This window comes from Micromonospora sp. B006 (assembly GCF_003408515.1).
GTDB lineage: Bacteria > Actinomycetota > Actinomycetes > Mycobacteriales > Micromonosporaceae > Micromonospora > Micromonospora echinospora_A.
The window spans coordinates 5,297,894-5,321,333 of record NZ_CP030865.1; the positions used below are offsets into that span (position 1 = coordinate 5,297,894).

General features: G+C 71.8%; 22 protein-coding genes. 5 read left to right on the top strand and 17 right to left on the bottom strand.

Annotated features, from left to right (window positions below; translation table 11 throughout):
- Positions 1-82: 82 nt before the first annotated feature.
- Entirely contained in the window at positions 83-1,120 is a 1,038-nt protein-coding gene (locus MicB006_RS23785) for a hypothetical protein (RefSeq protein ID WP_116509025.1), read from the bottom strand.
- Positions 1,121-1,141: 21 nt separating this feature from the next.
- The gene (locus MicB006_RS23790; protein WP_225980468.1) at positions 1,142-1,513 is read right to left on the bottom strand and encodes a hypothetical protein; all 372 of its coding nucleotides are present in this window, start codon (positions 1,511-1,513) and stop codon (positions 1,142-1,144) included.
- A 659-nt stretch (positions 1,514-2,172) separates the two neighbouring features.
- Between MicB006_RS23790 and MicB006_RS23800 the strand changes: the two genes are divergently transcribed.
- Positions 2,173-2,721, top strand: coding sequence for an aspartyl/asparaginyl beta-hydroxylase domain-containing protein (locus MicB006_RS23800; protein ID WP_116509029.1), 549 nt, complete (start codon positions 2,173-2,175; stop codon positions 2,719-2,721).
- A gap of 173 nt (positions 2,722-2,894) precedes the next feature.
- Positions 2,895-3,413, top strand: coding sequence for a hypothetical protein (locus MicB006_RS23805; RefSeq protein WP_116509031.1), 519 nt, complete (start codon positions 2,895-2,897; stop codon positions 3,411-3,413).
- Positions 3,414-3,464: 51 nt separating this feature from the next.
- Here MicB006_RS23805 and MicB006_RS23810 read toward each other — a convergent pair whose 3' ends face one another.
- The 15 genes from MicB006_RS23810 to MicB006_RS23885 all read right to left on the bottom strand — a co-directional run bounded on the left by MicB006_RS23810 (position 3,465) and on the right by MicB006_RS23885 (position 20,033).
- Entirely contained in the window at positions 3,465-4,007 is a 543-nt protein-coding gene (locus tag MicB006_RS23810) for an immunity 21 family protein (protein ID WP_116509033.1), read from the bottom strand.
- 90 nt (positions 4,008-4,097) lie between these two features.
- On the bottom strand, positions 4,098-4,745 hold the full coding sequence (locus tag MicB006_RS23815; protein ID WP_116509034.1) for a GGDEF domain-containing protein: 648 nt from the start codon (positions 4,743-4,745) through the stop codon (positions 4,098-4,100).
- Positions 4,746-4,840: 95 nt separating this feature from the next.
- Complete coding sequence (locus MicB006_RS23820; RefSeq protein WP_116509036.1) at positions 4,841-5,839, bottom strand: MarR family transcriptional regulator; 999 nt, start codon at positions 5,837-5,839, stop codon at positions 4,841-4,843.
- A 177-nt stretch (positions 5,840-6,016) separates the two neighbouring features.
- Complete coding sequence (locus MicB006_RS23825) at positions 6,017-6,367, bottom strand: Lsr2 family protein (protein ID WP_116511750.1); 351 nt, start codon at positions 6,365-6,367, stop codon at positions 6,017-6,019.
- A gap of 33 nt (positions 6,368-6,400) precedes the next feature.
- Complete coding sequence (locus tag MicB006_RS23830; protein WP_116509038.1) at positions 6,401-7,552, bottom strand: FAD-dependent monooxygenase; 1,152 nt, start codon at positions 7,550-7,552, stop codon at positions 6,401-6,403.
- A gap of 259 nt (positions 7,553-7,811) precedes the next feature.
- Complete coding sequence (locus MicB006_RS23835) at positions 7,812-8,129, bottom strand: hypothetical protein (RefSeq protein WP_116509040.1); 318 nt, start codon at positions 8,127-8,129, stop codon at positions 7,812-7,814.
- Positions 8,126-8,962 carry a hypothetical protein gene (locus tag MicB006_RS23840; protein WP_116509042.1) on the bottom strand — a complete coding sequence of 279 codons (837 nt, stop codon included), beginning with the start codon at positions 8,960-8,962 and terminating at the stop codon, positions 8,126-8,128. The genes MicB006_RS23835 and MicB006_RS23840 overlap by 4 nt, the downstream gene beginning before the upstream one ends.
- Positions 8,963-9,395: 433 nt before the next feature.
- Complete coding sequence (locus MicB006_RS23845; protein WP_192900128.1) at positions 9,396-10,208, bottom strand: hypothetical protein; 813 nt, start codon at positions 10,206-10,208, stop codon at positions 9,396-9,398.
- Positions 10,209-10,685: 477 nt separating this feature from the next.
- A complete protein-coding gene (locus tag MicB006_RS23850; protein ID WP_225980470.1) occupies positions 10,686-11,525 on the bottom strand; it encodes a replication-relaxation family protein in 840 nt (279 codons plus the stop codon).
- A gap of 375 nt (positions 11,526-11,900) precedes the next feature.
- Positions 11,901-14,411, bottom strand: a complete 2,511-nt coding sequence (locus MicB006_RS23855) for a helicase HerA domain-containing protein (RefSeq protein ID WP_116509046.1) — start codon at positions 14,409-14,411, stop codon at positions 11,901-11,903.
- Positions 14,408-16,243, bottom strand: a complete 1,836-nt coding sequence (locus MicB006_RS23860; RefSeq protein ID WP_116509048.1) for a VirB4 family type IV secretion system protein — start codon at positions 16,241-16,243, stop codon at positions 14,408-14,410. Before MicB006_RS23860 ends, MicB006_RS23855 begins: the two co-directional genes overlap by 4 nt.
- Positions 16,240-17,202: a PrgI family protein gene (locus tag MicB006_RS23865; protein ID WP_116509050.1), complete on the bottom strand. Its 963-nt coding sequence runs from the start codon at positions 17,200-17,202 to the stop codon at positions 16,240-16,242. The genes MicB006_RS23860 and MicB006_RS23865 overlap by 4 nt, the downstream gene beginning before the upstream one ends.
- The gene (locus tag MicB006_RS23870; protein ID WP_116509052.1) at positions 17,199-18,113 is read right to left on the bottom strand and encodes a conjugal transfer protein TrbL family protein; all 915 of its coding nucleotides are present in this window, start codon (positions 18,111-18,113) and stop codon (positions 17,199-17,201) included. The genes MicB006_RS23865 and MicB006_RS23870 overlap by 4 nt, the downstream gene beginning before the upstream one ends.
- Before the next feature lie 2 nt (positions 18,114-18,115).
- Positions 18,116-18,508 carry a pilin gene (locus tag MicB006_RS23875; protein WP_116509054.1) on the bottom strand — a complete coding sequence of 131 codons (393 nt, stop codon included), beginning with the start codon at positions 18,506-18,508 and terminating at the stop codon, positions 18,116-18,118.
- A gap of 640 nt (positions 18,509-19,148) precedes the next feature.
- Entirely contained in the window at positions 19,149-20,033 is an 885-nt protein-coding gene (locus MicB006_RS23885) for a hypothetical protein (protein ID WP_116509055.1), read from the bottom strand.
- Between the two features lie 836 nt (positions 20,034-20,869).
- Here MicB006_RS23885 and MicB006_RS23890 point away from each other — a divergent pair.
- From MicB006_RS23890 to MicB006_RS23900, 3 genes are all read left to right on the top strand, one after another.
- On the top strand, positions 20,870-21,793 hold the full coding sequence (locus MicB006_RS23890) for a hypothetical protein (protein WP_116509057.1): 924 nt from the start codon (positions 20,870-20,872) through the stop codon (positions 21,791-21,793).
- On the top strand, positions 21,777-22,778 hold the full coding sequence (locus MicB006_RS23895) for a DNA methyltransferase (protein ID WP_116511754.1): 1,002 nt from the start codon (positions 21,777-21,779) through the stop codon (positions 22,776-22,778). Before MicB006_RS23890 ends, MicB006_RS23895 begins: the two co-directional genes overlap by 17 nt.
- A 108-nt stretch (positions 22,779-22,886) precedes the next feature.
- On the top strand, positions 22,887-23,432 hold the full coding sequence (locus MicB006_RS23900) for a DNA cytosine methyltransferase (protein ID WP_116509059.1): 546 nt from the start codon (positions 22,887-22,889) through the stop codon (positions 23,430-23,432).
- Positions 23,433-23,440 lie beyond the last annotated feature (8 nt).

Consider the following 23,440-nt stretch of genomic DNA (forward strand, 5'->3'; position numbering starts at 1 on the left):
CAGCGGGCCGGCGGGTCGCGAGGACGGTGAAGGCCGCGAGCCTGCGGAGCGGCGGCGCGCGGCCTTCGGGCGGGTGCAGGAGTCAGCGGGCGAGGACGGCCACCTTCTCGCCGTGCAGCAAGGGCGCCCCGTCAGGGCCTTTGATGTGGGCGTTGATCCAGACGCGGTAGGGGTGGCCATCGCGGTCGATGAGGCGTCGCCAGTGGCCGCGGACGACGAACCGCACCCGGTAGTGCCACTTGGGCTCGCCGTCGGCCGGTTCGGCGAGAGGGCTGGTGCGGCGCAGCATGACCACACGGGTGTCATGGCGGATGCTGGCCCGCACAGCACGGCGGCGCGCAGCGCGGTCCAAGGGTGCGGCGGCGACGGTCGCGAGGGGTTGGGCCTGGATACGCCAGAAGGCATAGGCGACAGCGGCGCAGGCCCGCATCGCGGTCGTGGTCTCGTCAATACAGAACCGGCCGTCGGGCGCCGGTTCCCAGTCACGGTCGTCCCCGTCGAGGACCGGCAGGTCGGGGCGGAGGTCAACGGGCCGGCCGATGGGGATCTCGGTGAAGTCGGTCAGCACATAGGGGCCGAACTGGCGGGCGAGGTCGGGCCGGTCAGCGAGCTGCGCACGACGGCGCACCACCGCCGGGTCGTGCGCGTCGTGGTGGTCGGCCCAGCCGGCGATGGCCCAGAAAGACCGACCGCTGCTGGTGTTGGTGGTGCGGGCCCAGGTGATCGCCCCGATCGAGGACACCTCACCGCTGACGCCGCGGTGGTAGATCGGTTCGGGAAGGAACAGCACCCCGCCGTCGTCGGGGGCGACGTCGGCGGGAAGCACCTCGCCGGTCAGGTCGAGGGCCGCCGCGGCGGCGGCGATGATCGCGGTCATCGCGGGGGCGATGACATACGGCTCGCCGAATCGCCACGGGTTGGCGGTAATGGCACGGACCGCGGTGAGGACCTTCGCCATGCCCCCCGAACTGGGACTGGGGCGGTCGGCGAGACGACTGCCAAAGAACGCCTGCAGGTACTGCGCCGCGAGCGGACTGCGGTGATAGTCGACCATGCGGGCGCGCAGGTCCACGGCGGTGCGGGCGTAACCGGCGAGTGTGTCGTTCGGTAGGAAGTTCACGGTTTGCCTCCAGGTGCGTGCTCAGGCGGCCGACGCCGCCACGGGTGGGCGCCGGTCCAGCCGGGATTCCGGCGGCACCGCGCCCGGTACGGACGCAGGCCGCATCACAGGTGCCGGCGGATGGGCCGGGGTGAACCAGCCGGTCAAGCGACGCGGCATGGCGGGAACCGGGGCGCGCCCGCGTGCGATCGCGGCCGGACCCGGCGAAGGCGGCGGGGCGAGGGTGGCGGCGCGGCGGGCGCGTTGTTCGGCGCGCCGGGCGGTGCGCAGCGCCCAGCAAGGACCCTGCTGTCCGCGGCACTGCAGGTTCGTGCAGGCACCGTCGGGTCCCGGGTGATGGGCGGCGGCGACGTCGACCGCGAGCGCCCACAGAAGCCTGTCGGTGACGTCCACCGGTAGCGCCGTGCGGTCGCTGGGACGCCGGCTGCGGTCCTCAGGGTGTGCGGGGTGTGCCATGGCGGGTGGCCCTTCGGTCGACGGATTGCGGGCATGCACGGTCGCCGCCCGACACACGCCAGGGCCCTTGGAAATGCTGACGTCCGGACGACAGACGACGACCAGCGCTGATCGACGCTCATCTCTTGACCGAGGTCAAGTCGTGCTGGACGAGGTGAAGGGTCACCGGCCCTCACAGCAGCGAGGGGTCACCGCCCAGGTGGTCTGCGCGCAATCACGGCGCACGCGGGTGGGGTCGACGGTGGTGAGCAGCGGCCGGGAGACGGCTGGCCGTTGCTGTCGCCGAGCGGGCCTATGAAGGCGCGATGGATGCCGTCGTCGGGCGTCATCGGTGTCGGCGGTTGAGTTCCGGAGCAGAGCCGGATACGCCGGACGTGCAGCGGTCGAGGCGCGAAGCCTTGCCAGCGGTGGCGACGGCCGGCCACCGGCCCAGGTTTGCTACTCACTGGCAACCGGCCGCTGTGGACCGGTGACCGAACGTGCATGAACGTGCGGCTAGAGCTGTAAATGCTGTGAACAAGGGCCATTGCCACGACCGCCTACACGAGGCGGTGCCGTAGCCCACATCGCCCCTCGTTGGTGCATCATGCTGTCTCATGTTCGTGGATCAGCGGCGTTTTCCCTTCCTGGCCGATCTTCGGGCACAGTGGGAGGTCATCCGGGACGAGTGCCTTGCTCTGCCGCGGGAGACCTATCAGCCGTGGGTGCAACGCGACATGTACGGCCAGGGCTGGAGCGTGTACGGCCTCGTCGCCTTCGGGAAACGGATCGAGGAAGCGCTCGACGCGTGCCCGCACACTGCCTCCGCGTTGACGAAGGTCCCTCACCTGACGACCGCTGGGTTTTCTCGAATGGCTCCTGGTACCCACATCAAGCCCCACCAGGGATGGGTGACGACCGTCTACCGCGCCCACCTCGGGCTGGTCGTGCCAGAAGGCTGCGCGCTGCGCGTGGGCGACGAGACCCGGCAATGGAGCGAGGGCGAGAGCCTCGTCTTCGACGACACCGTCACGCACGAGGCGTGGAACTACGGCTCCAGCGACCGCATCGTGCTTCTGTTCGACTTCGCCCGTCCCGGCTACGAGGACATGCCGCAAGACGAACTGCCGGCCTCGGTGGCAAGCTTCGTGCGGCGCGGCGGATGACCGAGACAGGCCGGCCCAGCTCCGCGGCCCTGCTTCATCCTGCCGGTTCGAAGAACCCGACCGAATACGAGGCCACTGCAACACCTGAGGACGTCACGCTACGCGCAGCGCCCTACGCGGTAGACCCAGATGCCGTTGTCGTTGGCTGCCCGGACCAGGACTACCTTGCCTCGATGACGTTCAACTTCGGGATCCCCGGTTACCAGCCAGACTGGCGCCACGGAATATCCGACATCGCCAGCCGTCACGCCCAGCGACTACGGGGCCTCGTGGGCCGCAGGCTGACGTCCACCTGGGTGGTCTGGGATGACGACGACGATTCGTGGTTCGCCGACTGCCCGATGGTGCTCGACTTCGATGAGGAACGCCTGGAGATCAACCATCAGAAGTTCGACGACATCTCGATCACCTGGTGCACGATCGACGTGACCCGGGCGCCGCTATGGCCGACATCGGATGGCTTTCGCCTGCGGTGGCGCGACGATGCTCCCGCGTCGTTGGCTGCTCGACACGGGCAGCGCCTGACGGAGGTGGAGCTCCTGGAGTACGTCGGGGGCGACATGGCGGACGGCAGCGTGGCCCTGGGTCTGCGATTCGCCGATGACTGGCTGACGATTTACAACGCCCTAGACGAGAACGGGATTGAGGTCGGCGAGATCTCCCCGCAGTACCGCCGACACCGTCCGAGCTGAGCGCGACTCCGAAATCGACGGCAAGGTGGTCAGGGGCACAAGCGTGCGAGTTCATGACACGGGTTGAAGCTGAACGAGGACCATCCAGGTGTCACCATCGGCGCGATACGTCGCACGGACCCGGTATTCACCCGGGCAGAGATCGATCACGAGGTGGTTGTCGGGCTCCAACTCCGCCCCCGGCCACGCCGAATCGAACATCACGACTGGCCCGTCCACCACCCAACGGACATCCTCATCTGCGTCCCAATCCACGCCATCACGTACCGCTCGGCGGGCAGCGCTCACCAGATCGTCTTCCTCGTACGCCGCTGCCCACCGCAGGAACAGCCGTTCCGAGGACAGGTACGTCGTCATTGCCGGCTCGTCGCCCAGAACAAGCGCCTGCCGCTGACCGATGGCGACCACGCCGACGTAACCGTCGATCGCGCACGCCCGGCCGTAGTCCCCCCAGCTCTCCACGGGTCCATCCGTGCTATCAGCGCCGCTCCACAGTGACAGCGCCGATTGCGGAGCGACGAGCAGCGGCCCGCCAGCCGACGAAACCCACGTGTACTGCAATGACCTACCTCCCGTCGTGATCTTGCCAGGCAACGTCGATACACGAGTGCCCGCCGAGACGCGGCAGAACGCTTTCCTCGCGCACGTCGTCGGCGGGCGACCCCCTTCGGTGTCCGTGAGCGGTTAGCGGCGACGCAGGTCCCGCGGGCGGGAACCCGGCGGCGGTCCGGTGCGGCTGCTGGTGGCGGTGGCGCCATGGACTCCGGCACCGGATTGTTTGGCCTGATACATGGCGGTGTCGGCCTGGTGCAGCAGGGCCCGCGGGCTGACGCCGAGGGCGGCGCTGGTATGCCCGACGCTGGCGCGCAGAGTCAGCGTGTGCGCGCCGAGGTCGACGGAATGGCGGCCGACCGCCCGCCAGGCGGCGCGGGCGGCGGCGGCAACGTCGTCGGGGCCGCCGTCGACCAGCAGGGCGAACTCGTCGCCGGACAGGCGCGCGGCGAGGCGCACCGGCCCTCGCAGGGCGGTCAGCCGCCGGCCGACCTCGGTGAGGACGTCGTTGCCGGCCTCGTGGCCGAAGGTGTCGTTGACGGCTTTGAAGCCGTCGAGGTCGAGCAGGACGAGCCCGAACGGGGCATCGGCGCGGGTGGCGCGGGTGAGGGCGGCGAGCAGGGCCCGCCGATTCGGTAGGCCGGTGGCGTCGTCGTGGTCGGCGGCGTAGCGGGCGCGGGCCAGCGCCTGCTGCTGGCGCCACAGCAGCGCTGCGGCGAGGGCGAGACCGGCGAGGACTCCACCGGCGGCGGTGACGATCGAGGTCAGGATGGGAGACACTTCGGACGCTCCTTCTGTAGTAAGGAGCACCGGGGGCGGGCGTGGTTCCGGGAAGTTCGACGCCCGCCCCCGGGCTACCGGCAGGGCGGGATCGTTCAGGCGGTCGGGTCGGCGAGGGCGAACGTGGCGGGTTTCTCGGCGACCAGGACCGCTCGCCCGGTTCCGACGAGCTTCACGGCGGCGTTGTGGACCGCGCCCGCGCTGGCCTTCTTCGCGCCGGTTCCCTCGTTGGCCCGGTCGACCAGCCTGCACAGCTCACTGACCTTGTACTGCCGGCCGGGGTTGGCCTCGAGGACGTCGAGGATCGCGCCGCGCAGGGTGCCCGATGCCCGCCGGGTAGGGGCCTGTGCCCCCTTGCTCGCTGCCTCCGTGGCGGGCGGTGCGGGGAGTCCTTCCGCAGCAAGGCCACCGGTGGAGCTGTCGGCGGCCGTGCCGTCAGAGGGATGCTCCGATGTGGTCGGTTCGGCGTCCGCATCGTTCGCTGCGGACGCCGCTCCGGTGGCCGGGCCGGTGCCGTTGATTGCGAGTGGCACCTCAGGTTCGGCATTCGAGCGGTCGCTGTCGTCGCCGTGCTCGGTTTCGGTGTTCTCGGCTTCGGCGGCCGCGTCGGATGCCGAATCTGCATCACCAGGAGTCGGCGATGCAGATTCCTGGGGGGCTTCCGGCTGCCCGCCGGCGGGAACCGCGACGGCCGACCGCTCGTCGTCGTCCTTTCCGTCAGCCTCCCCAGTGCCCTGCCTGTCGTCGCCGGACGGCCCGTGTTCTGCGGCGGTGGCGGGTGTGTCGGTGGCGCGAGTGGCGGGCTCCAATGCGGGTTGGCCGTGACCGCCCTGTTCGGCATGCGTGCGGCCAGTGCCGGTCAGCCGCCACAGGGTGGGTCCGGTGTCGCTTCGGGTGGGCTCGGCCAGTCCCGCGATGTGCAGGCTGCGCAGTTTCGGGGTGGTGGTGGAGTAGCCGAGGCCGGCTTCGGTGGCGATGGCGGCGGCGGTGGCCTCGCCGAGCCGGTGCAGCGCGGCGAGGACCTTCTCGACGCTGGGTGCCAGTGGCGCTGGTGCGGCCGTGTCGGTGGTCGTGCTGGTGGGGGTGCTGGTCATGGGCGCGTGGCCCCCTTTCTCCTGCCCTCGGCAGGGGTTGGTGAGTGAGGCGTGCACTGATGCACGCTTCGGATCGGGTTCTGATCAAGTCGTCTGCCCGGGATGCGGGACTCTGCGGGGCGCGTCCAGGTGTGCCGCCCGGTGATCGCCCGCCGGACGGCACGGTAGGGACCGGGGTCAGTGGGCGGCGTGGTAGGCGTCGTGCACCGCGGCGGGGATGACGCCGCCGGTTCGTGGCTGGGGCAGGTTCAGCTCCTGCCAGTTGACGGTCCACCACCAGGTGCGGATCTCCTGGCTCTGGGTGCGGCCGGTCGCGGTGTCGTCCTGCCGCCGTGGTGGCCGGGGTTGTTTCGGCAGGCGCCGACCGGCCGTGATGAACGGGCCGAACGCCGCGGCCATCCGGTCGAAGTTGCCGGCGGACAGGTCGATCTCGTAGGTGACGCCGTTGAAGGCGAACTGGTAGGTGGCGACGTCGTCGGTGGAGCCGTCGAGGTCGTCGATGAGGATCGCGGTGGTCTTGGTGGCCACGAGGGCCACCTCCTTTCCTCTCGGGGTGGGTTACTAGGCGGGCTGGTGGGTGCCGAGGCCGAGCTGGTGGCCGATGACGGGCCCGCGGTGCACAGCGGCGACGGCGGCGGGCAGGTGTCGGCGTTGCCAGCCGTGCAGGGCGGCGGTGAGGTCAGCTCGGTACTTGCGGTGCTGGGTGAGGGCGGCGGCGAGGCCGGCGGCCTGCTCGATGCCGTTGTTGGCGCCGCGCGCGGTGTGCGGGCGCACGGGGGCGAGGGCGTCGCCGAGCAGGACGGCGTGACCGGCGCCGACGGGCCAGACCATGCGCTGCGGTGGGGTGATGTCGAGGACCGGTACCGCCATCCGGGTGGTGGTGGCGTGCACGACGGCGGCGTGGTCGGCCGGGAGGAGCAGGTCGGCGTGGGTGTCGACGTGGGCGCGGGCGGCGGGGCTGACGTGCCGGGGCAGGGCAAAGACCCGGCGGGTGGGGTCGGCGCCGAACCGCTGCGCGTAATCGGTGCGGGTGCAGTTGAGGTAGAAGGTCCAGTCGCAGCCGCCGGGTACCGGGGCGAGGTTGAACTGCACGCCCGGGCAGGGCTGCAACCGCAGGAAATCCCGCAGCCCGGGCTCGGGGGCGATGTCGGCGATGCCGCGGTGAGCGACGTAGCCCGCGTACCGCAGGGCCCGCTCGGGATCCAGCAGCCGGCGGCCGGTGGAGGACCGGCCGTCGGCGAACACGACCAGGTCGGCGGCCGCGGTGTGGCCGTCGCGGAACCGCAGCACCGGCCGACCGTCCTGCTCGGCCAGGGCGGTGACCGTCATACCGGTGTGCAGGACACCGTCGGGCAGGCGGCGGATCAGCGCCTGGTGCAGCAGCGTCCAGGTGGTGTTCCGCCCCGGATAGGTACGCCGGATCGTCTCGGCCGGCTGGCGGTCGCGGACGGTCATTTGAACGATGGCCTCGGAGTCGTGGGCCACGAACTCGTGCTGGCCGATGTCGAGGCGGTCGAGCACGTCGAGGGCGGGGTGTTCCAGGCCGATGAGGCCGCCGCCCAGCGGCGCGGACGCCGGCGCGGCCTCGAAGACGGTGACGTCGTCGAATCCGGCGTGCAGCAACAGCAGCGCGGTGACCGGGCCGGTGATACTGCCGCCAATGACGGCGATGCTGGGCTGGCGGCCGGAGGACGGCCTGGTGGCGGATCTCATGAGAGGGGTTCCCTTCTGGAGGGCGGGAAACCCGGGCACGGCCGTGCCCGGGTGTGCGCGAGTGCGCGGGTGGCCGGGCATCGGCCAGGTGGTGCCAGTGAGAAGGCGGGTCAGCGACGGTGGACCGCGGACCCAGGTCGGCCGCCTTGATGCGGCGGGCGGAGGGAGGTTCGGAAGGCGCGGTGCCGGACGGCGTCCGCTGGTGCGCGAGGTGCGACCGGGCCGGCAGGGCGGCGCGGGAAGGTGTGGTCTCGGCGGGTTAGCGGCCGGGCGTGGTGAACGGAGGCGGCACGGGAAGGATCCGCCGGGCCCGCTGCAGTACCTCGTCGGCGACCGTGATCAGCGGTGTCGCGTCCGGGGGCGTGGCTGGGGTTGTGCGGTGCCAGCCACTACCGGGGCTGCTCGCGATGATCGTCCAGGTGAACAGCGGGGTGAGGACCTCAGCGACCGCCGTGCTCTGCGTGGCGTAGCTATCGCGGCAGACCCGAACCCGCAGGACGTACCCGTCGATGTGGTGCACCCGGGTCAGCTCGTAGGTGCCGTGGCCGCGCTGGTGGAACACCTCGTCAACGATCACCGCGACCGGCCCTCTGGGTCGGTGGCGCGGGTCGTCGCCTCGGACGCGACACGGTTCCAGGGCCACTGGTAGGCGCCGATGGCGTAGCAGCGGTTGGCGTCCGGGACGATGCGGTCGTGCTCGACCCAGCGGCTGTCCAGGCCGTCGTCGTCCTCCCACTCGACGGTGACCTCGTCGCCGTCGAACCGCAGCCGGGGATGCTCGCCGGGCATGTCACCGGGGTAGAGGGCGTCGAGGTGGGCGGCCATGCGCTGCACCGCGAACCGAGGGAAGCGGCACAGCACCCCGGCGCGGGAGAGGGTGGTGTAGCCGGTGGCGACCATGGCGCGGTAGGCGCCGCCGCCGACCACGTCGCAGGTCACGGTCGCCGGGGTCCAGGTGGCAAGCGGCGGGGTGATGTCGCCGCGGCTGCGGAAGATGCGGTAGCGGACGTCGCTCGCCGGGTCCGGGTGCAGCCCGAACCAGCGCATCTCGTGGCGGCGGGCGTAGCGGAGCAGGTCGAGCAGGTCCCGGCGGCCGTCGAGGTGTTCGGTGTGCAGGGGCAGGAATCCGTGTCCGTCGTCGGTAGGGATCGGGTTGCCGGTGGCGCCGGTGGCGGTGTGGGTCCAGGTTTCGGCGCGGACGCGGTGGTCGGCGCCGTCGGTGTCGTACCAGCGGGGGACGCCGTTGGAGGACAACCAGTCACCGTCGGCGTCGTGTGACCAGATGAGCGCGCCCTGGTCCGGGACACCGGCCCGGTACTGCTGCCGGCTCTTCAGGTGCGCGCGGGTGGCGGCGGCGTGTTCGGCGAGGGGTAGGACGTCGTCGACGCGGAACCACAGTCGGTCGGACATAGCGAAGGAACCTCCTGATGGGGGAAGAGGGAAAGGTCGGCCGTTCGCCGGCCGGGCTTGCGGGGCGCCCCAGCCCGGGGCGCCGGGCCGTGCGCGGGCGGCAGAGTGCTCACACCCGCTGCGGCGACGTACGGCGTCGGACCGGAAATCCGAATCGAGCGCGAGTGCCAGGTGGAGCTGAGGTTCGGGTGGCGGTGTCGGCGAGTACCCCGACAGGCGATGACCTGCCACGGTGGTCTCGCCGCGCTGGTCGGGTTAGGGGTGTGCGTCGCAGGCCGGCGGGGCTCATGGGTGCGGCTGGTAGAGCTCGCTGTCTGCTGCCAGGGCCGGCGCGGCGCGGTTGGGAAGGGGGTGGAGCCGGTCGGGCCGCCGCCGATCCCCAGGGAAGAGGGGGGATGGGTGGCGGTGCCCGACCGGTTCCGGTGCGGTGGTGTTACAGGGCGACGGCGAGCAGCCGCTGGTCGGTCTCGACGCTGTCGAGGTACCGCATCGCCTGCTCGAGGTAGGTCACCCGGTGGGTGAGGGCGTCGCTCGCGGGTGCGAGCTTGTGCCCGTCCGGCGTGAGCAGGGCGTCGCCACAGACGGCGGTGGTGGCGCTGTAGTGCTGGTAGGCCATCGGGCCTGCCTGGAACATCTCCAGCTCACCTGGGCTGAGGCGGGCGGCGCCGTAGCTGGCCGCGTTGTGCATCCGCATCGCGTTGACGCGGGCCTGGTTGTGGAAGTCCGCCTCGGCCCGCTCGCGCGGGTAGCGGGCGGGGTCCGCCAGGTGACGGGCCAGCAGGGTCGGCCACGGGGTGGCCGGCCGGGTGCCGTGCACGACCCGCTGCCACACCTCGTGGCGGATGCCGGCGCCGACGCCGGCGGCGTGGCGCATGGCGGCGAGGTCGAGCAGCTTGACCGGTCCGCCGGCGCAGTACACCGGACGTCCCTTGCGCGGTGCGACCAGGTCGCGCCGCTGCCACAGCCACATGTCCGGGATGGCCCAGAAGCGGGGCTGCAGGGTGCCGGACACGCCGAAGTGCCGGTCGAGCTGGGTGGCGGTCAGGGCCTGCGACGGCAGTCCGTCGGGCAGGCAGACGATCATGGTGTTGATCGTCGCGGTCTGCGTGACCACCGGGCTGGTGGGTGCCGTGGTGCTGGCGGTGGTGGCCGCAGGGGTGAGCTTGCGGCCCGGGCGGGGCGTCACCGTCGGCACGCGGGTGCCGAAGCGGCTCAGCGGAGTCGCGGCACCGTTGGTTGCGGTCATCTGGGGTTCCTCCTTCGGTAGGGCGCGTTGTCGGGCGCGCGGAAGCGGCCGGCCCACCGGGTACAGCGGTCGACTCACGGGACGAACAGGGATGGGTGCAGCAGAGGGCTGCTGGTGGAGAGGGATGGCGCGGGTTCGTGCTGGTGGTGCGGTGCGACCTGGGGGTCGCCGCGCGGCGCGGGCGCCGACCGGCCGACAGGGCGGGTGGGCAGAGCGCACCGTGAGGTGCGGCGGTGGTTCCCGAGGCGGGACCGAACCGGGTGGAGCGATATATGGGTGAAGGTGGTGCCGATGAAGGTAGCGGCCGGATCTGTCAGCGCCGGCCGCCGTCATGATCGTCAGTAGTGCCGTCGACCTGCACTGTCAGACGACCGCTCGATTACGCGGGCGAGGGACGGCGAGGCTGTGAGATCCGGTCGGTCTCACAGCCGCCCACGACAGTGGACGGCTCCCCTGCGCGTGCGGTGAAGGTGAATGTCAGGGCTCCGGGTCGGGGCCGCTGGGGTCGGTGTCGGGGAAGCGGTGCGGGTTGGTGGACGGGTTGTCCGGGCCGTGGTCGCAGGGCAGTTCGTGCAGCCAGCGGCGCGGCCCGGGGTCGGTGGTCAACGTCCAGGCAGGCCCGGCGGGGTGCTCGCCGTGAAGGCCGGTGGCCACGGGCATGGCGGTGGGCACCCCGGCGAGGGCGTCGAGGAGGTGCTGCTCGCGGCGGCGGCCGGGGACGCGCAGCAGCACCGGGTAGCGGGGCCCGTAGCGGGCGAGCTGCTCGTAGGCGCGCAGCTTCCGCAGCACGGTACCGAGGGGTTCGGTGCCGTTGTCGTGTTCGAGGAAGAACCCGACGCTGCGCCCTCCGGCGTGCCAGATGCCGTGTCCGTCGGGCTGGACACCGGTGCCGCTGCCGGCGGCGTAGGAGGCGGCGGCGAAGGCGGCGGTGGTGTGCTGTTCGGACCACCACCGCGCCAGCCGGGCGTGTTCGTCGGTGCGGGCGTAGCCGAGCAGGTCGATGAACAGCTGGTTGGTGCCGAGCAGGTGGGGCAGGCGGCGGCTGCCGATGATGCGTTCGGTGCGGTCGATGCTGGTCCGGGGAGCGCGGACGCCTGCGTGGTTCGGGTCGTTGAACTGGGTGGGGTGGACCACGGTGCCGAGCGGTCCGAGGGTGTAGAGGTACTGGCCGCTGCCGGTGGTGACGTCGACGAACCGGCTGACCGCCTCCATCTGGTGCAACTGGGCGAGTCGAAGCCGGGCCGAGCGACGCGATGGGAACAGCGCCGTAGTGATCTGGTCGGTGGACAGCACGTAGTGCTCGGCGAGCCACCGCAACAGCTGATGATCACGGGCGGTCAACCGACGAAGCCGGTCAAGACGAGCAAGACGAGACGACGAACGGGAACCAGGCGAAGAGGCGGAGGAAGAGGCAGAAGCCGAGCGCGAGACGGAGTTATTGGTGGACACGGTGGATGCTCCAAGCGGAAGAGGAGTCCCTCCCGAGGGAGGGTGTCTGAGTTCGGTGAGGTGGTCACCGGAGGCTGGACACGGCCGGTGAGCGGCACTGACAGACCCGGACGGCCGGATCTGTCAGTGCGGTGTGATGATCGGTGGTGAAGGGCTGGTGAAGCCCGCACGGAAGGGGCGACCGGGACGCGGTCGACCTCGGTCGACCGACCTGTCGATCTTGCTTCAACCGTCCTGCGGCGTTCAGGTGTTCGCCTTCGGAGCGCTCTTGCCACGGGACCGGCGGTTGTCGTCGGGGCGGGCCGAGAACCGGTCGACGAGGTCGTCGATCGCGCTGGCGTCCTGCGCCGGCACCGCCTCCGCCGCTGCCTGACGGATCACCGTCGCCTCACCCACGACCGGCTTCGGCGGCCGGGTCTTGAGGGTGAACGCCGGCGTCTGCCGCCCACCGACGACCAGGCGGCCGACGGCGGTGTAGGCGTCCAGGTGGGTCAGGTCGTGCTCGTCGAGCTCGGGCAGCGTGTGCCGGGCGAGGACACGGGCGTCCTCCGGTGCGACGGAGAAGTACAGCTTGTTGCGGGCGTTCGCCGACGCGGCGGCGAGCAGGTCCTTCGGGAACTGGGCCAGGTCCTGGTGCGCGAGGACCATCGACAGCCGGTACTTCCGCGCCTCCGCCAACATCGAGTCGAGACTGTTGGCGAGGGTCAGGAAGTTCTGACACTCGTCGATGATCAACGTGGCGTCCCGGCGTCGGTCCGCGGGCACGCTGGCGCGGGCGGTGGCGGCCTGCCACACCTGGGCCAGCACGAGGGAGCCGAGCAGCTTGCTGGTGTCCTCACCCAACTGCCCCTTCGGGATGCGCACCAGCAACGCCCCACCATCGAGAACCTTGCCCATGTCGAAGCTGGAGCGGGGGTAGCGCATGGTGCGCTTGACGAAGTCGCGCAGCAGGAACGCCCGCAACCTCGCGAGGACGGGACCGATGACCTGGGAGCGTAGGGCCGGGTTGAGCTGGTCGTACCACTGCCAGAACCCGGACAGGCCGGCCGGGTCGTCCAGACCGACGGTCATCGCGCTTCTGAACTGGGCGGAGTTGAGCAGGGGCGGGATGTGCTGGAGGGTGACGTTGGCGTGCCGCAGCAGGGTCAGGCAGGCCACCCGCATGACGTCGTCCATCCGCGGCCCCCACGCCTTGGCGAAGATGTTCCCGAAGATCGACACGAGGTTGTCGACGACCAGGTCCGGGTCGTCGCCGGACAGCGGGTTGAGGGTGGGCGGGTTGGGCTGGTCGGGGTCGAACAGCACCACCCGCCCGGCGACGCTGGCGGGGAGCCGGTCGAGGATGTCGAGGACCATGTCGCCGTGCGGGTCGATGACCACGGTGCCCCGGCCGGCTTTGATGTCCTCGACGGCCATGTTGACCAGCAGGGTCGTCTTCCCGGAGCCCGTCGATCCGACCACATGCAGGTGATACCTCGCATCCGCCACCGACAGGGCCACCGCATGCCCACCGACTTCGGCGTCACCCAGAACCTTCGTGCCTCGGCCGCCGGTCGGCACCGCCACCGGGGCGGGCATGGACTTCGCCCGCGCCCGATCCAGCCCCGGCACGGCCAGATCCCGCGGCAGCGCCGCGAGGACGGCCAGTTCGGGGGTGGAGGCCAGGAACCCTGATCCGAGCCGCCGTATCGCCAGCACGGCCACCGGCTGCGCCATCCGCGCCCGGTGCGCGAGGCGGTTGCGGCCGGCGTACACGGCGAACGACGAGGCGACCGCGTCCGCGATGCCCCGCAGCCTGGCCTCCGGCCGGGAGCCGCCGCGGTGATTGTTCTTGGCGATGGCGTAGCGGATGCCGATGCTCCACAGCGGCTGGGCGGTCTTGTCGAGGATCGCCCGCACGTCCCGCTCCACACCGGGATCCCGGCGGCCGGCCGGCTGGCCGCCGCTGCGGGCGGTGGTGCGGCCGGGAAGAAACGCCTCGATCAGCCACAGCAGCGGCGCGGCGGGATTGACGGCCGGTACGGCCGTCTTGCCGTCGCGGAGCCGGCCGGCGGCGCGCCGGGCACGCGCGGCCCGGCGGGGGGTGGCGGGGCGGGCGAGGACCTGAACGCAGGCGTACTCGTCCGGCTTGAGCTGCGACCCGGCGGACATCAGCGCCCGCAGCGGGTCGTTGTCGTGATCGGTGCGCAACGGCAGCCACTCGGCGGCTGACGGCAGCAGGTGCCCGCCGACGGCGGCCGGCACGTCCAGTGGGATCGGCGGTGACGCCTGGTCGTCGGTGGTGCAGGTGGCGCCGGGCCAGGCGGCCCGCACGGCGGCCTCGACCGCCCCGGCCGGCACGCTGCCGGGCACCCAGATGCTGATGAGCAGCTGCCGGCCGGTCCAGGTGTACTGCCACACCACATGCGGGCTGCCGTACAGCAGCCGCCGTCGGCGCGACGAGGTGAGCGTGCCGTGCAGGTTCGCCCACAGCGCGGCGGCGCTGTGCGGGTCGACCTCCGGTGGTGGGGCGACCGTGACCAGGCGGGCCCGGTCGGCGTGGCGGCGGTGCCGCCACCCGTCGACCAGGTTGCGCCCGGCCACAGAAGCGACGAGCAGGGCGGCGGCGACTGCCAGGAGCCACGGCCGGTCTACCACCCACTGCGCGGCGTGCAGAACCCAGCGCGTGGGATCGCCCGGCGGCAGAATGACCCCGGCGTCCGGCCCGGACGGACTGGGCGCCGGCGACGGCGATGCGACAAGGGACGGTGTCACAGGTCCTCCTCCCCGTCGTCGAGGTCGGCGAGGTCGGACGGCGTCGTGGTCGCGAGAACATGTTCGGCCTGCGAGGAGATCGACTCGAACGCGGTCCGGTTCGTGCCGGAGATCAGCAGGCCATGCCCGACCCGGGCCGACAGCAGCATCCGCCGCTCGCCCGCGGTCAGGCCGAACGCGTCGGCGACCTGGTCGATGGCCTGCGGGGCCTGCTTGAGCAGCACCTGCGTGGCCGCATTCGACACGACGGCGTGGCCGAGGTCGGTGCCGAGCACGTCGGCGACGTCCTGGGTGATAACCGACAGGCCGGCGTTGCGCTTGCGGCCGGCCTTGCTCATCTTGAACAGGAACCGGGCGCCCTCACCGTCGCGCATCAGCAGCCACGCCTCATCCACCACCACCAGCCGCCGGCCCTGCGGGCGGGATCCTTCGGGGGACCGCCGCCGATATTGAGGTGGGAGGTCGACCTGCCGCCAGATCTCGTCCAGCGCGAGCAGGGTGCCGACGGTGCGCAGTTCGTCCGGCAGGTTCCGCAGGCTCCAGACCACGAGGTGCCCGTCCGGGCGGGTCGTGGTCGGTGCGTCGAACAGGTCGGAGAACGAGCCGGCCACCCACGGCGCCAGCCGGGCGGCCAACTCGTGGGCGGCCGGGTTGTCGTCGGCCCGCAGTGTCGCGGCCAGATCCTTCAACAGGGGAGCGGGCCGGTGGTGGGTGGCCGGGTCAGCGGTGATGCCCGCCTGCCGGTACACCTGCAGGATCGCCCGGTCCAGGGCGGCGCGCTCGGCAGGCGGCGGCACCTGCCCCAACAGCACCGCGATGAGGGTGTGGAGGAACAGGCCGCGGCGGGTGAGCACGTCCGGGCGGCCGTCTCCGGCCGGCAGATCCAGGGGGTTGATCTTCACGCCGGGTGCGCCGAGCCGCACGATGGTGCCGCCGACCGCGTCCGCGAGGCGGAGGTATTCGTCCTCGGGGTCGACGACGGCGACCTGCACCCCCTGGTAGAGCTGGCGGAGGATATCGAGTTTGACGAAGTAGGACTTGCCGGCGCCGGAGCGGGCCAGGATCACGCTGTTGTGGTTCTCGCAGCTCCAGCGGTCCCACCAGACGATGCCCTGGGAGTCCGGGTTGACCCCGTACAGCACCCCGCCGGTGGTGGCCGGGTCGCCGGGCAGCGGCGCGGGCAGGTCCGCCGACGCGAGCGGGAACGCGGCCGCCAGGGCTTGGGTGTCCATGGTGCGGCGCATCTGCAGGCTGTCGGTCGCAAGCGGCAGGGTGGTGGTCCAGCCGGGCAGGTGCCGCCACGTCGCGGGCTGCACCTCGATCAGGGTGGACGCGGCGGCGGCCTTCACCTGCGCGCACGCGTCGAGGAGTTCGGCTTCGGTGCGGGCGTGCACGGTCAGGTACAGGCCGACGCGGAACAGCTTCGCCGTCCCGCGGGCGAGGCGTTCGGCGAGGTCGGCGGCGTCGTCGGCGGCGGCCTCCACGTACGGGTCGGCCAACTTCCCTTTCTCGGCATCGGCCCGCCGGGACGATTCGAACCGGGCGCGCTGGTTGCGCAGCCGGGACGCCGCCACCGGCGCGGGGATCGGGTCGATGTGCAACGCGAGGTCGAGGCGGCCCGGCCAGGACAGCAGCGGCTCCAGCCACGCCGGCCCGACCTCGGCCGGATACCCGGTCACCACCAGCGTGGCGGCGTAGCCGTCTCCGACTCGCAGGAACCGGGGCGTGACCTCCACCGAAGCCGGTGCCACCGCCGCCGCCAGTCCTGCGGACGGCGGGCTGGCGCTGGGGTTGTCGTCGTGCGAGGCGCGTCGGCGCCTGACGAAGATCACGATGTCCTCCTGGTGCGTGGCCTCCTGACCGGAGGGCCGGTGATGGTGGTGTGGGGGGCGGCGAGTCCGCCGGGGCGGGGCGGCCGGTACGGGTCGGCCGCAGCGGCCAGGGCGGCGGTCGTCGCGTGGCCGTCGAGGGCGCGGGTGGTGACGCCCAGCCCGGACAGCGACCGGACCGTCTGGTCGGCGCGGCGCCGGGCAGCGTGCTCGCCCCGTTCGCCGCGGGTGGTGCGGGTGACGACGAGGACCTGCCGGCGCAACGGATCCCGCCGCTGCGCGAGGTCGTCGAGGAACCGGGCGTGGTCGGCCGCCGCGTCCGCGAGAGCCGGGTGCGGCAGGGCGTCCGCCGCCTGGGCGACGGTGTGGGCGGCGGAGTGCAGGTCGACCGGCTGCGCCGACACCACGATCTGCGTCGGCGTGGACAGGCTGTTGAGCCAGCGGCCGAACGTGTCGACCAGGGCGGCCTGCTCGTCGGCGGTACGTAACGCGAGGTTGACGCTGGTCGCCGCGACCATCGCCGCCTTCACCGCGCCGAGGCTGATCTCCCCGCGGTCGTCGATGGCGTCGGCCGGCAACCTCAGCGGGGCCGGCAGTGGCACCGTCGACGTCGGGGCCTGTACCCAGTCGGGTGTTGTCGCGGTGGTGTCGGTGGTGGATAACGCGCGCGGAGCCCGCCAGTGGCGTACCGCGCAGGCCAGCCACACGTCCATGGGCAGTCCGTCGCGGCGGCCGACAGCGAGGCCGAACACCAGGCCGCCGAGCACGACGGCCGCGCCGAGCAGCACCGGTGCGGGCACGATGGTGTGCAGGGCCTTCCCGCCGCCGTAGAAGATGACGGCGGCCACCGCCACGATCGCGAGTTGCCGGAATGTCAGTCCGTAGAGCACCTTGTCCGGTGCGTCCACGTCGGCGGGCATGCGGGCGGTGACGGGCTGTTCGTCGCGGTGGTCGCGGCTCATCGCCCCACCATCCGAAGGCCGGGGATGCGCAGCCCGCGGGTGAGTTGCTGCACCACGACGACCCGCACGACCGCGCCGACCGGGTTGCCAGCGTGCCCGCCTGCGCCGCTGGTGGCGTAGCGGCGCATCAGCGCAGGCACCTTGACCGTGGTCCACAGCAGGACCATCAAGACGAACAGGTTGAGCGTCCCGCCTGGTTCGACCGGCAGGCCCAGCAGCGGCAGCATGGCGTTGGCGTCCAGCAGCATCCACTGGCCGGCGAACAGCACGAACGCCTGCACCACCGGGATGGCCAGCATGGCGACGTACGACCGCCACCACAGGCGGGCCACACCCTCGGTTTGCGGCAGGGCATGGCAGGCCAGGGCGATCGGCGCGACCGCGGTGAGCACCAACGCGACCGCGAAGCGGACGATCACACTGCAGGCGGTGGCGGCGAGCAGGACAACGATGATCGCCAGGCAGACGACGAACAGCAGCCCGGCGGTCTGGTCCCGCGTGGCCATCAGGTGGGTCTTGACGGCGTTGAGGGCCTCGTCACCGTTGAAGTCCTGCGCGGTCAGGGCGGTGGTGAACGCGTTCGCGACCTCGATTAGCGTGCCCGCGATCAGCTGCGAGAAGTGGGCGGTGACGAACCCGACCACGCATCGCGGCAGGAGATCCTTGACGGTGTAGCGGGCGCGCTCGTCACCGCCGGCGACCATGGTGAGAACACCAGCGGTGACGAACGCCAGGACGAAGACGGTGTCGACGACCCAGACCGACCGTCCGGTCAGGGCCTGCACCTGCGGCAGCGCGGTGACGTCCGGGGTGATCAGCAGCGCGCGGGTGATCGCGGTGATGAGCCCGTTCAGGCAATCCAGCAGCAGACCGGCGAACCAGTCGAGGATCTGGTTGAGCGCCCAGGCCATCGTCAGCCTCCGACGATTCCCTGAACGACCCTCAGCAGGACGGGCGCGAGCACGGCCAAGCCGTAGCCGATCAGCGCGTTCTTCAACGCGCCCTTGGCCTTGTCGACCTGGACGGGGTCGCCGCCGGCGGTGGCCCAGTACACCCCGGCCAGGACCAGGAACAGGGTGGCGACCGCGGCCAGGATGCCCATCACCCAGGTATGCAGGTTGGCGATGACGGTGGGCAGGTCGTTGACGGCCAGGACGACCGGCTCACCGACGTCGCCGTAGGCGACGGCGGGCACGGCCAGCATCCCGAGGGCAGCCGCAGCGGGCGCGGCGACCCGGGCGACGCGGCGAAGCGTGGACATCGCGATAGTCAGAGCACGAGAACGTGCCCACAACGTGGGGAACATGGGTGGCTGCACCTCCCGCACCGGCTCACGGCCGGCGCGAATAGTCGAAACGGCGGTCGGGGAGCCGCCGCCGGGCTCGGGAGACACATGCCGGACAGGGGAGCGCGGTGAACCTCAGGAGGAGCTCGTCCTCCCATTCGGGTCAGCGGCGATCGATGAGGTGTCAGCGCATCAACGTGGCGCGGCACCCGAGGCACCCGGTCCCGTGTCAGCCCTATGTCCCGGCCCGACGGCGGGCGAAACCAAACCTCCGCATGACGCCGTGGTGACGCCGGAGGAGTTCCGCACCCTCAAACCGGCGTTTGTGAGCCCTGGCGAACACCTGCCGGTCCCACAGCGCTCCGACACCACCTCACAAACCTCTAACGACCCTGGCCAGCGCACCCTTCCGACGACCATGCCGCTGGTGACGGAACCGCCTGCCAGCGTCGGCGCCGGAGCCTCACAGCCGCCTCCTCGACATCCCCTGGGCGCCGCTGTGAGAGTCCCGACATCCCGCCCCGCAGCGGGTCACGGCGGTTCGCCGCCGTACCCGGGGTGGGAGCCGGTCGCCGCTGCGACACGGCAGGCTCGCCGCACACGGTCGCGGACCCGACCAGATGGCCGGGCCCGCGTCGAGGCGCTCAACGGGGATGGCACCTCAGGCGGCTGCCAGCCTCACCCGCGCCGCAGCCGGTCGCGGACCAGCACCGCGGGCGGCCCGAATGTGCTGGCGTCGCTCGGCCGCCGCGGCGAGGTCGTCCTGCACCCGCGATGAGATCACCTCGGTGAGAAGCCCGGCGGCGAGCGCTTCGGCGTTGCGCACGTCGATGCGCTCGACGCGCCGCCGCAGCGTGTCGACCTCCACGCCGAGCCGTGCGGCGATGGGTTCGATGGCCCGCCGGCCCAGCCGCAGGTCGATGTAGGGCTGCTCATCGCACTCATCGACGATGCCCAACTCGACGGCGCGGCGCACGAGGAGGTCCGGATGCCCGTAGGGCCGCCTCGGAGTACGCGGGCCGGTGACGTGCTCGAGGTCGTCCACCGGCACGGCCTCGGCGCCAGCACGCTGCCGCAGTTCATGGCCGGCCCGCCACGCGGCCATGCACAACGCCGCGTAGGGCGCCGGGCGGGCCAGGTCGACCCGGTCGCGCAGGGCGGTCAGGAAACCGGTGAGGATCTCGGCGTCCAGGTCGTGGGCGTCGCCGGCCCAGCCGGTATGCAGTCGGCCGGCGTAGCGGCGCAGCGCCGGCATCGCCAGGGCGACCGCGGCGATGACCCAGGCCGGCCCGTCGAGGCGGGCGCGGCGGATCAGCTCCCGCCACACCACGTCGCGCACCGTGTAGGCGCGGGGATGCTCCAGCAGCCACTGCCGCAACGCCGGCAGCGCGATGACACCCCTGGGTAGACCGGTGTCATCACCGAGCTGCCCGACAAGCGAATCGGGGTTCAAGGACAACGGGTCGGGGTCGCAGGTCAGGTCGGCGAAGGCGGTGTCCACGGCGTCCAGAGGCGAGTCGGGCCAGCCGGTGGCGGAGGAGGTCATGTCAGGAACTCCCATGTCAGAGATGAATGTCGATGACGGGCCGGAGCGGCAGCCGGCACGCCTGACCGCCATTGCGCCACCTCGGCCTCACGGACCCCTGACAACGCAGGCTGGCCGACATGGACACCGGGTCGACGCCATCAGTCGCCTCTCGCGACACCACCGCTCACTGACGATCGACGTCGACGTGCACCGTTCTGATACGCCACGCTGACCTGCGCGCTGACACGACCAGAGACGGACGGACACGCTCCGCAGCCGCGGCCGGATGAGAGGACGCGCCACCGCGGCGCTGGCCCGACGACGCATCCCAGCCCGTCTCACAGCGCTGGACAGCGAACAGTGACAGACCGCGATCGGCTGGACGCCCCGCCTGTCGGCGTCCACGGGGGGTGGGGTGCGCCGGCATGCCCCGGCTGACAGCGTCCGTCCGCCGGGCCGTGACGGTCTGACGAGCCGCCGTCCGAATGACAGCTTCGGAGCCGGTGCCTCCGGTGACGCCGTTGCTGTCCGGCGAAGTCGGACAGCGGTCTGACAATGCCGGCCAGCACCCCGTGTCATTGGCGTACGCCGCTGGCATGGCCGAGGTGGCCGTGACACTGGGCGGCTGACAGAACTGGGACGATCGACGGCTCTGGCAGCCTCCCGATACTGATCCGACCCCATGGAGCCGGCGCCCGCGTGAACATCCGGGAGCCCATGGACAGCTAAGCGGACGGGAACCGGCTGTCAGAGATTCGTGAGATCACCGTGAGAGGGGCAGGTGTTCGCCACGGCTGACAAACACCGGTTTGAGGGTGTCAGCGCACCACGGCGCGGCGCGGAGCCGACACCACATGAGCGAGCACACGCCGCAGCACCACAACCCGCATCCCGATCCCACCGTCGACACCGGCCCTGACGCTGAGGTCGACCCGACACCGACCGACCTGGTCGCCGGCGACCCGCCGGTACCGCTCACCGTCTGGCGCACCGCCCGTATCCCGGGCGACGCCGGACGCAGCATCGGCGCCCGACTGGCCGGCCGCCTCATCGCCGCCTACAGCCGCCCCGGCGAGGCGGTCGTCGACGTTACCGGCGACCACGCCCTCACCCAGGCCTGCGCGGCCGGAGCGCGCCGTCACCACCCGGCGTGGTTCACCGACGCGTGCAGCCTGATCATCGGCCCGGCCACCGCGGCCCCGCCCGCCGGCACCACCGGCGGCGGCGCGGAACCGGGGGAGGAGGACGACCTGCCCGAGATGGGCGCCTGGTTCGGTGACGATCTCACCGACCCGCAGCTGCACCCGCCGACCGGCACGGCGGCCGACCCGCCACCCGGCGGCTCCCTGCAGCAGGCGACCAGTCTCGTGGTCGCCTGCTGGCCCCTGCACGAGCACGCCGCCGCCAACCGGGTCCGGCTGGCGTGGCTGCTGACCGCCTGCGCCGCGCTGCTGCAACCGGGCGGCTGCCTGATCCTCGTCGTCACCGTCCCGGCCGGCATCACCGCCGGCCCGGAGGACTTCTCCGGCGTGGTCCAGGCCGCGGCCGGCGTCGGACTGGGCTACCTGCAGCACCTCGTCGCCGTCACCGCCGACACCGACGGCGACGCGTTCGTCTACCACGTCACCGACGAGGAACTGCTCACCCTCACCACCACCGACCAGCGGTGGCAGATGGCGCACCTGCGCATCCACGCGGACCTGATGGTCTTCAGCCAGTCCCAGAGCCGCGCCCCGCGTGGACAAGGCGGGCGCGAGGCCGGTGGTCGCCGTGGCTAAGCACCACGCAGACACCGCCGGCGACCCCAACGAGCAGAGCACACCGACTGCCTTTTCCACCATCGACCCGATCGGAGGCCATCAGGCTGCTGCCGGCCCGGAGGGCCTGTCGGTGTGGGCGACCGCCCAGGCCACCGGACCGGTCCAGCGCCGAGGCCGGTACGTGCGCGAGTCCGTGCAACACCCAGCGCGGATGCTCCCCGCGATCGCCGCGCACGCCGTCGCCGCCTACACCCGACCGGGGGACTTGGTGCTCGACCCGATGTGCGGGATCGGCACCACCCTGGTCGAGGCCATCCACGCCGGGCGCGACGCGATCGGCGTGGAGTACGAGTCCCGCTGGTCCGACATCGCCGACGCCAACATCAAACACGCCCACACCCAGGGCGCGACCGGCCGTGCCGGCGTCATCCGCGGCGACGCCACCAGCATCCTGTCGCTCGTACCCGCGGCCCTGACCGGGCAGGTCGCCCTCGTGGTGACCTCGCCGCCGTACGGACCGACCGTGCACGGCCTGGTCCGGCCCGGCGCCGACGGGGTGGCGAAGTTCGACAACGCCTACAACGACGGCACCGACCGCGGAAACCTCGCCTACCGCGACCTCACCGGACTCGCCGACGGGTTCGCCCAGATCCTCACCGGCTGCCACACCCTCCTCAAACCGGGTGGGGTCGTCGTCGTGACCGCCCGACCGTGGCGCAAGCACGGCGAACTCGTCGACCTCCCCTCGGCCGTCATCGGCGCCGGCATCCGGGCCGGCCTCACCCCCGTCGACCGGTGCGTGGCGCTGCTCGCCGCCGTCCGTGACGGCGGGCTCGTCGCCCGGCCGTCGTTCTTCCAACTCCAGGCCGTCCGCAAGGCCCGGGCGGCCGGCACCCCCATGCACCTGATCGCACACGAGGACGTCCTCGTGTTCAGCAAGAGCCAGACCGACTCGGGTTCAGGAAGCCTGAAGAACACCCTCGGGGGAGGGGTGGTCGCGTGAGTAGGCCTACCCACCGCCACCCGAGTCGCGCGGCGGGACGGTACAGCTGCTGCCGTCTGCTGTTGGCCGCGCGCGGTGAGCCCTCGCAGTTCGACGCGGCGGAGGTGCGTGATTGACCACCGACCCGCACCGCGCATCGGATCGCTGTGCACCGGATACGGCGGCCTCGACATGGCCGTCGAGCTGGTGCTCGGCGGCCAGCTCACCTGGTACGCCGAAACCGACCGGCATGCCGCCACCGTCTGCGCCCACCACTGGCCCGGGGTGCCGAACCTCGGGGACATCCGCACCATCGACTGGACCGACGTGCCACCCGTCGACATCCTCACCGCAGGCTTCCCCTGCCAAGACATCTCCAACGCCGGCAAACGCGCCGGCATCACCGGTGTCCACAGCAACCTGTGGACAAGCGTCGCTCACGCTGTTCGCGCTCTTCGACCGCCCGTCGTCTTTGTGGAAAACGTCGCCGCCCTCCGCACACGCGGACTCGACGTCGTCCACGCCGACCTGGCCGCGCTCGGGTACGACACGAGCTGGCTATGCCTACGCGCATCCGACATCGGCGCCCCGCATCGACGGGACCGGCTGTTCCTGCTCGCCACCACCGAAGAGGGGAGAAGAGATACGAACGCTGCCGACACCCTGTGCCCGTGACGGCAAAG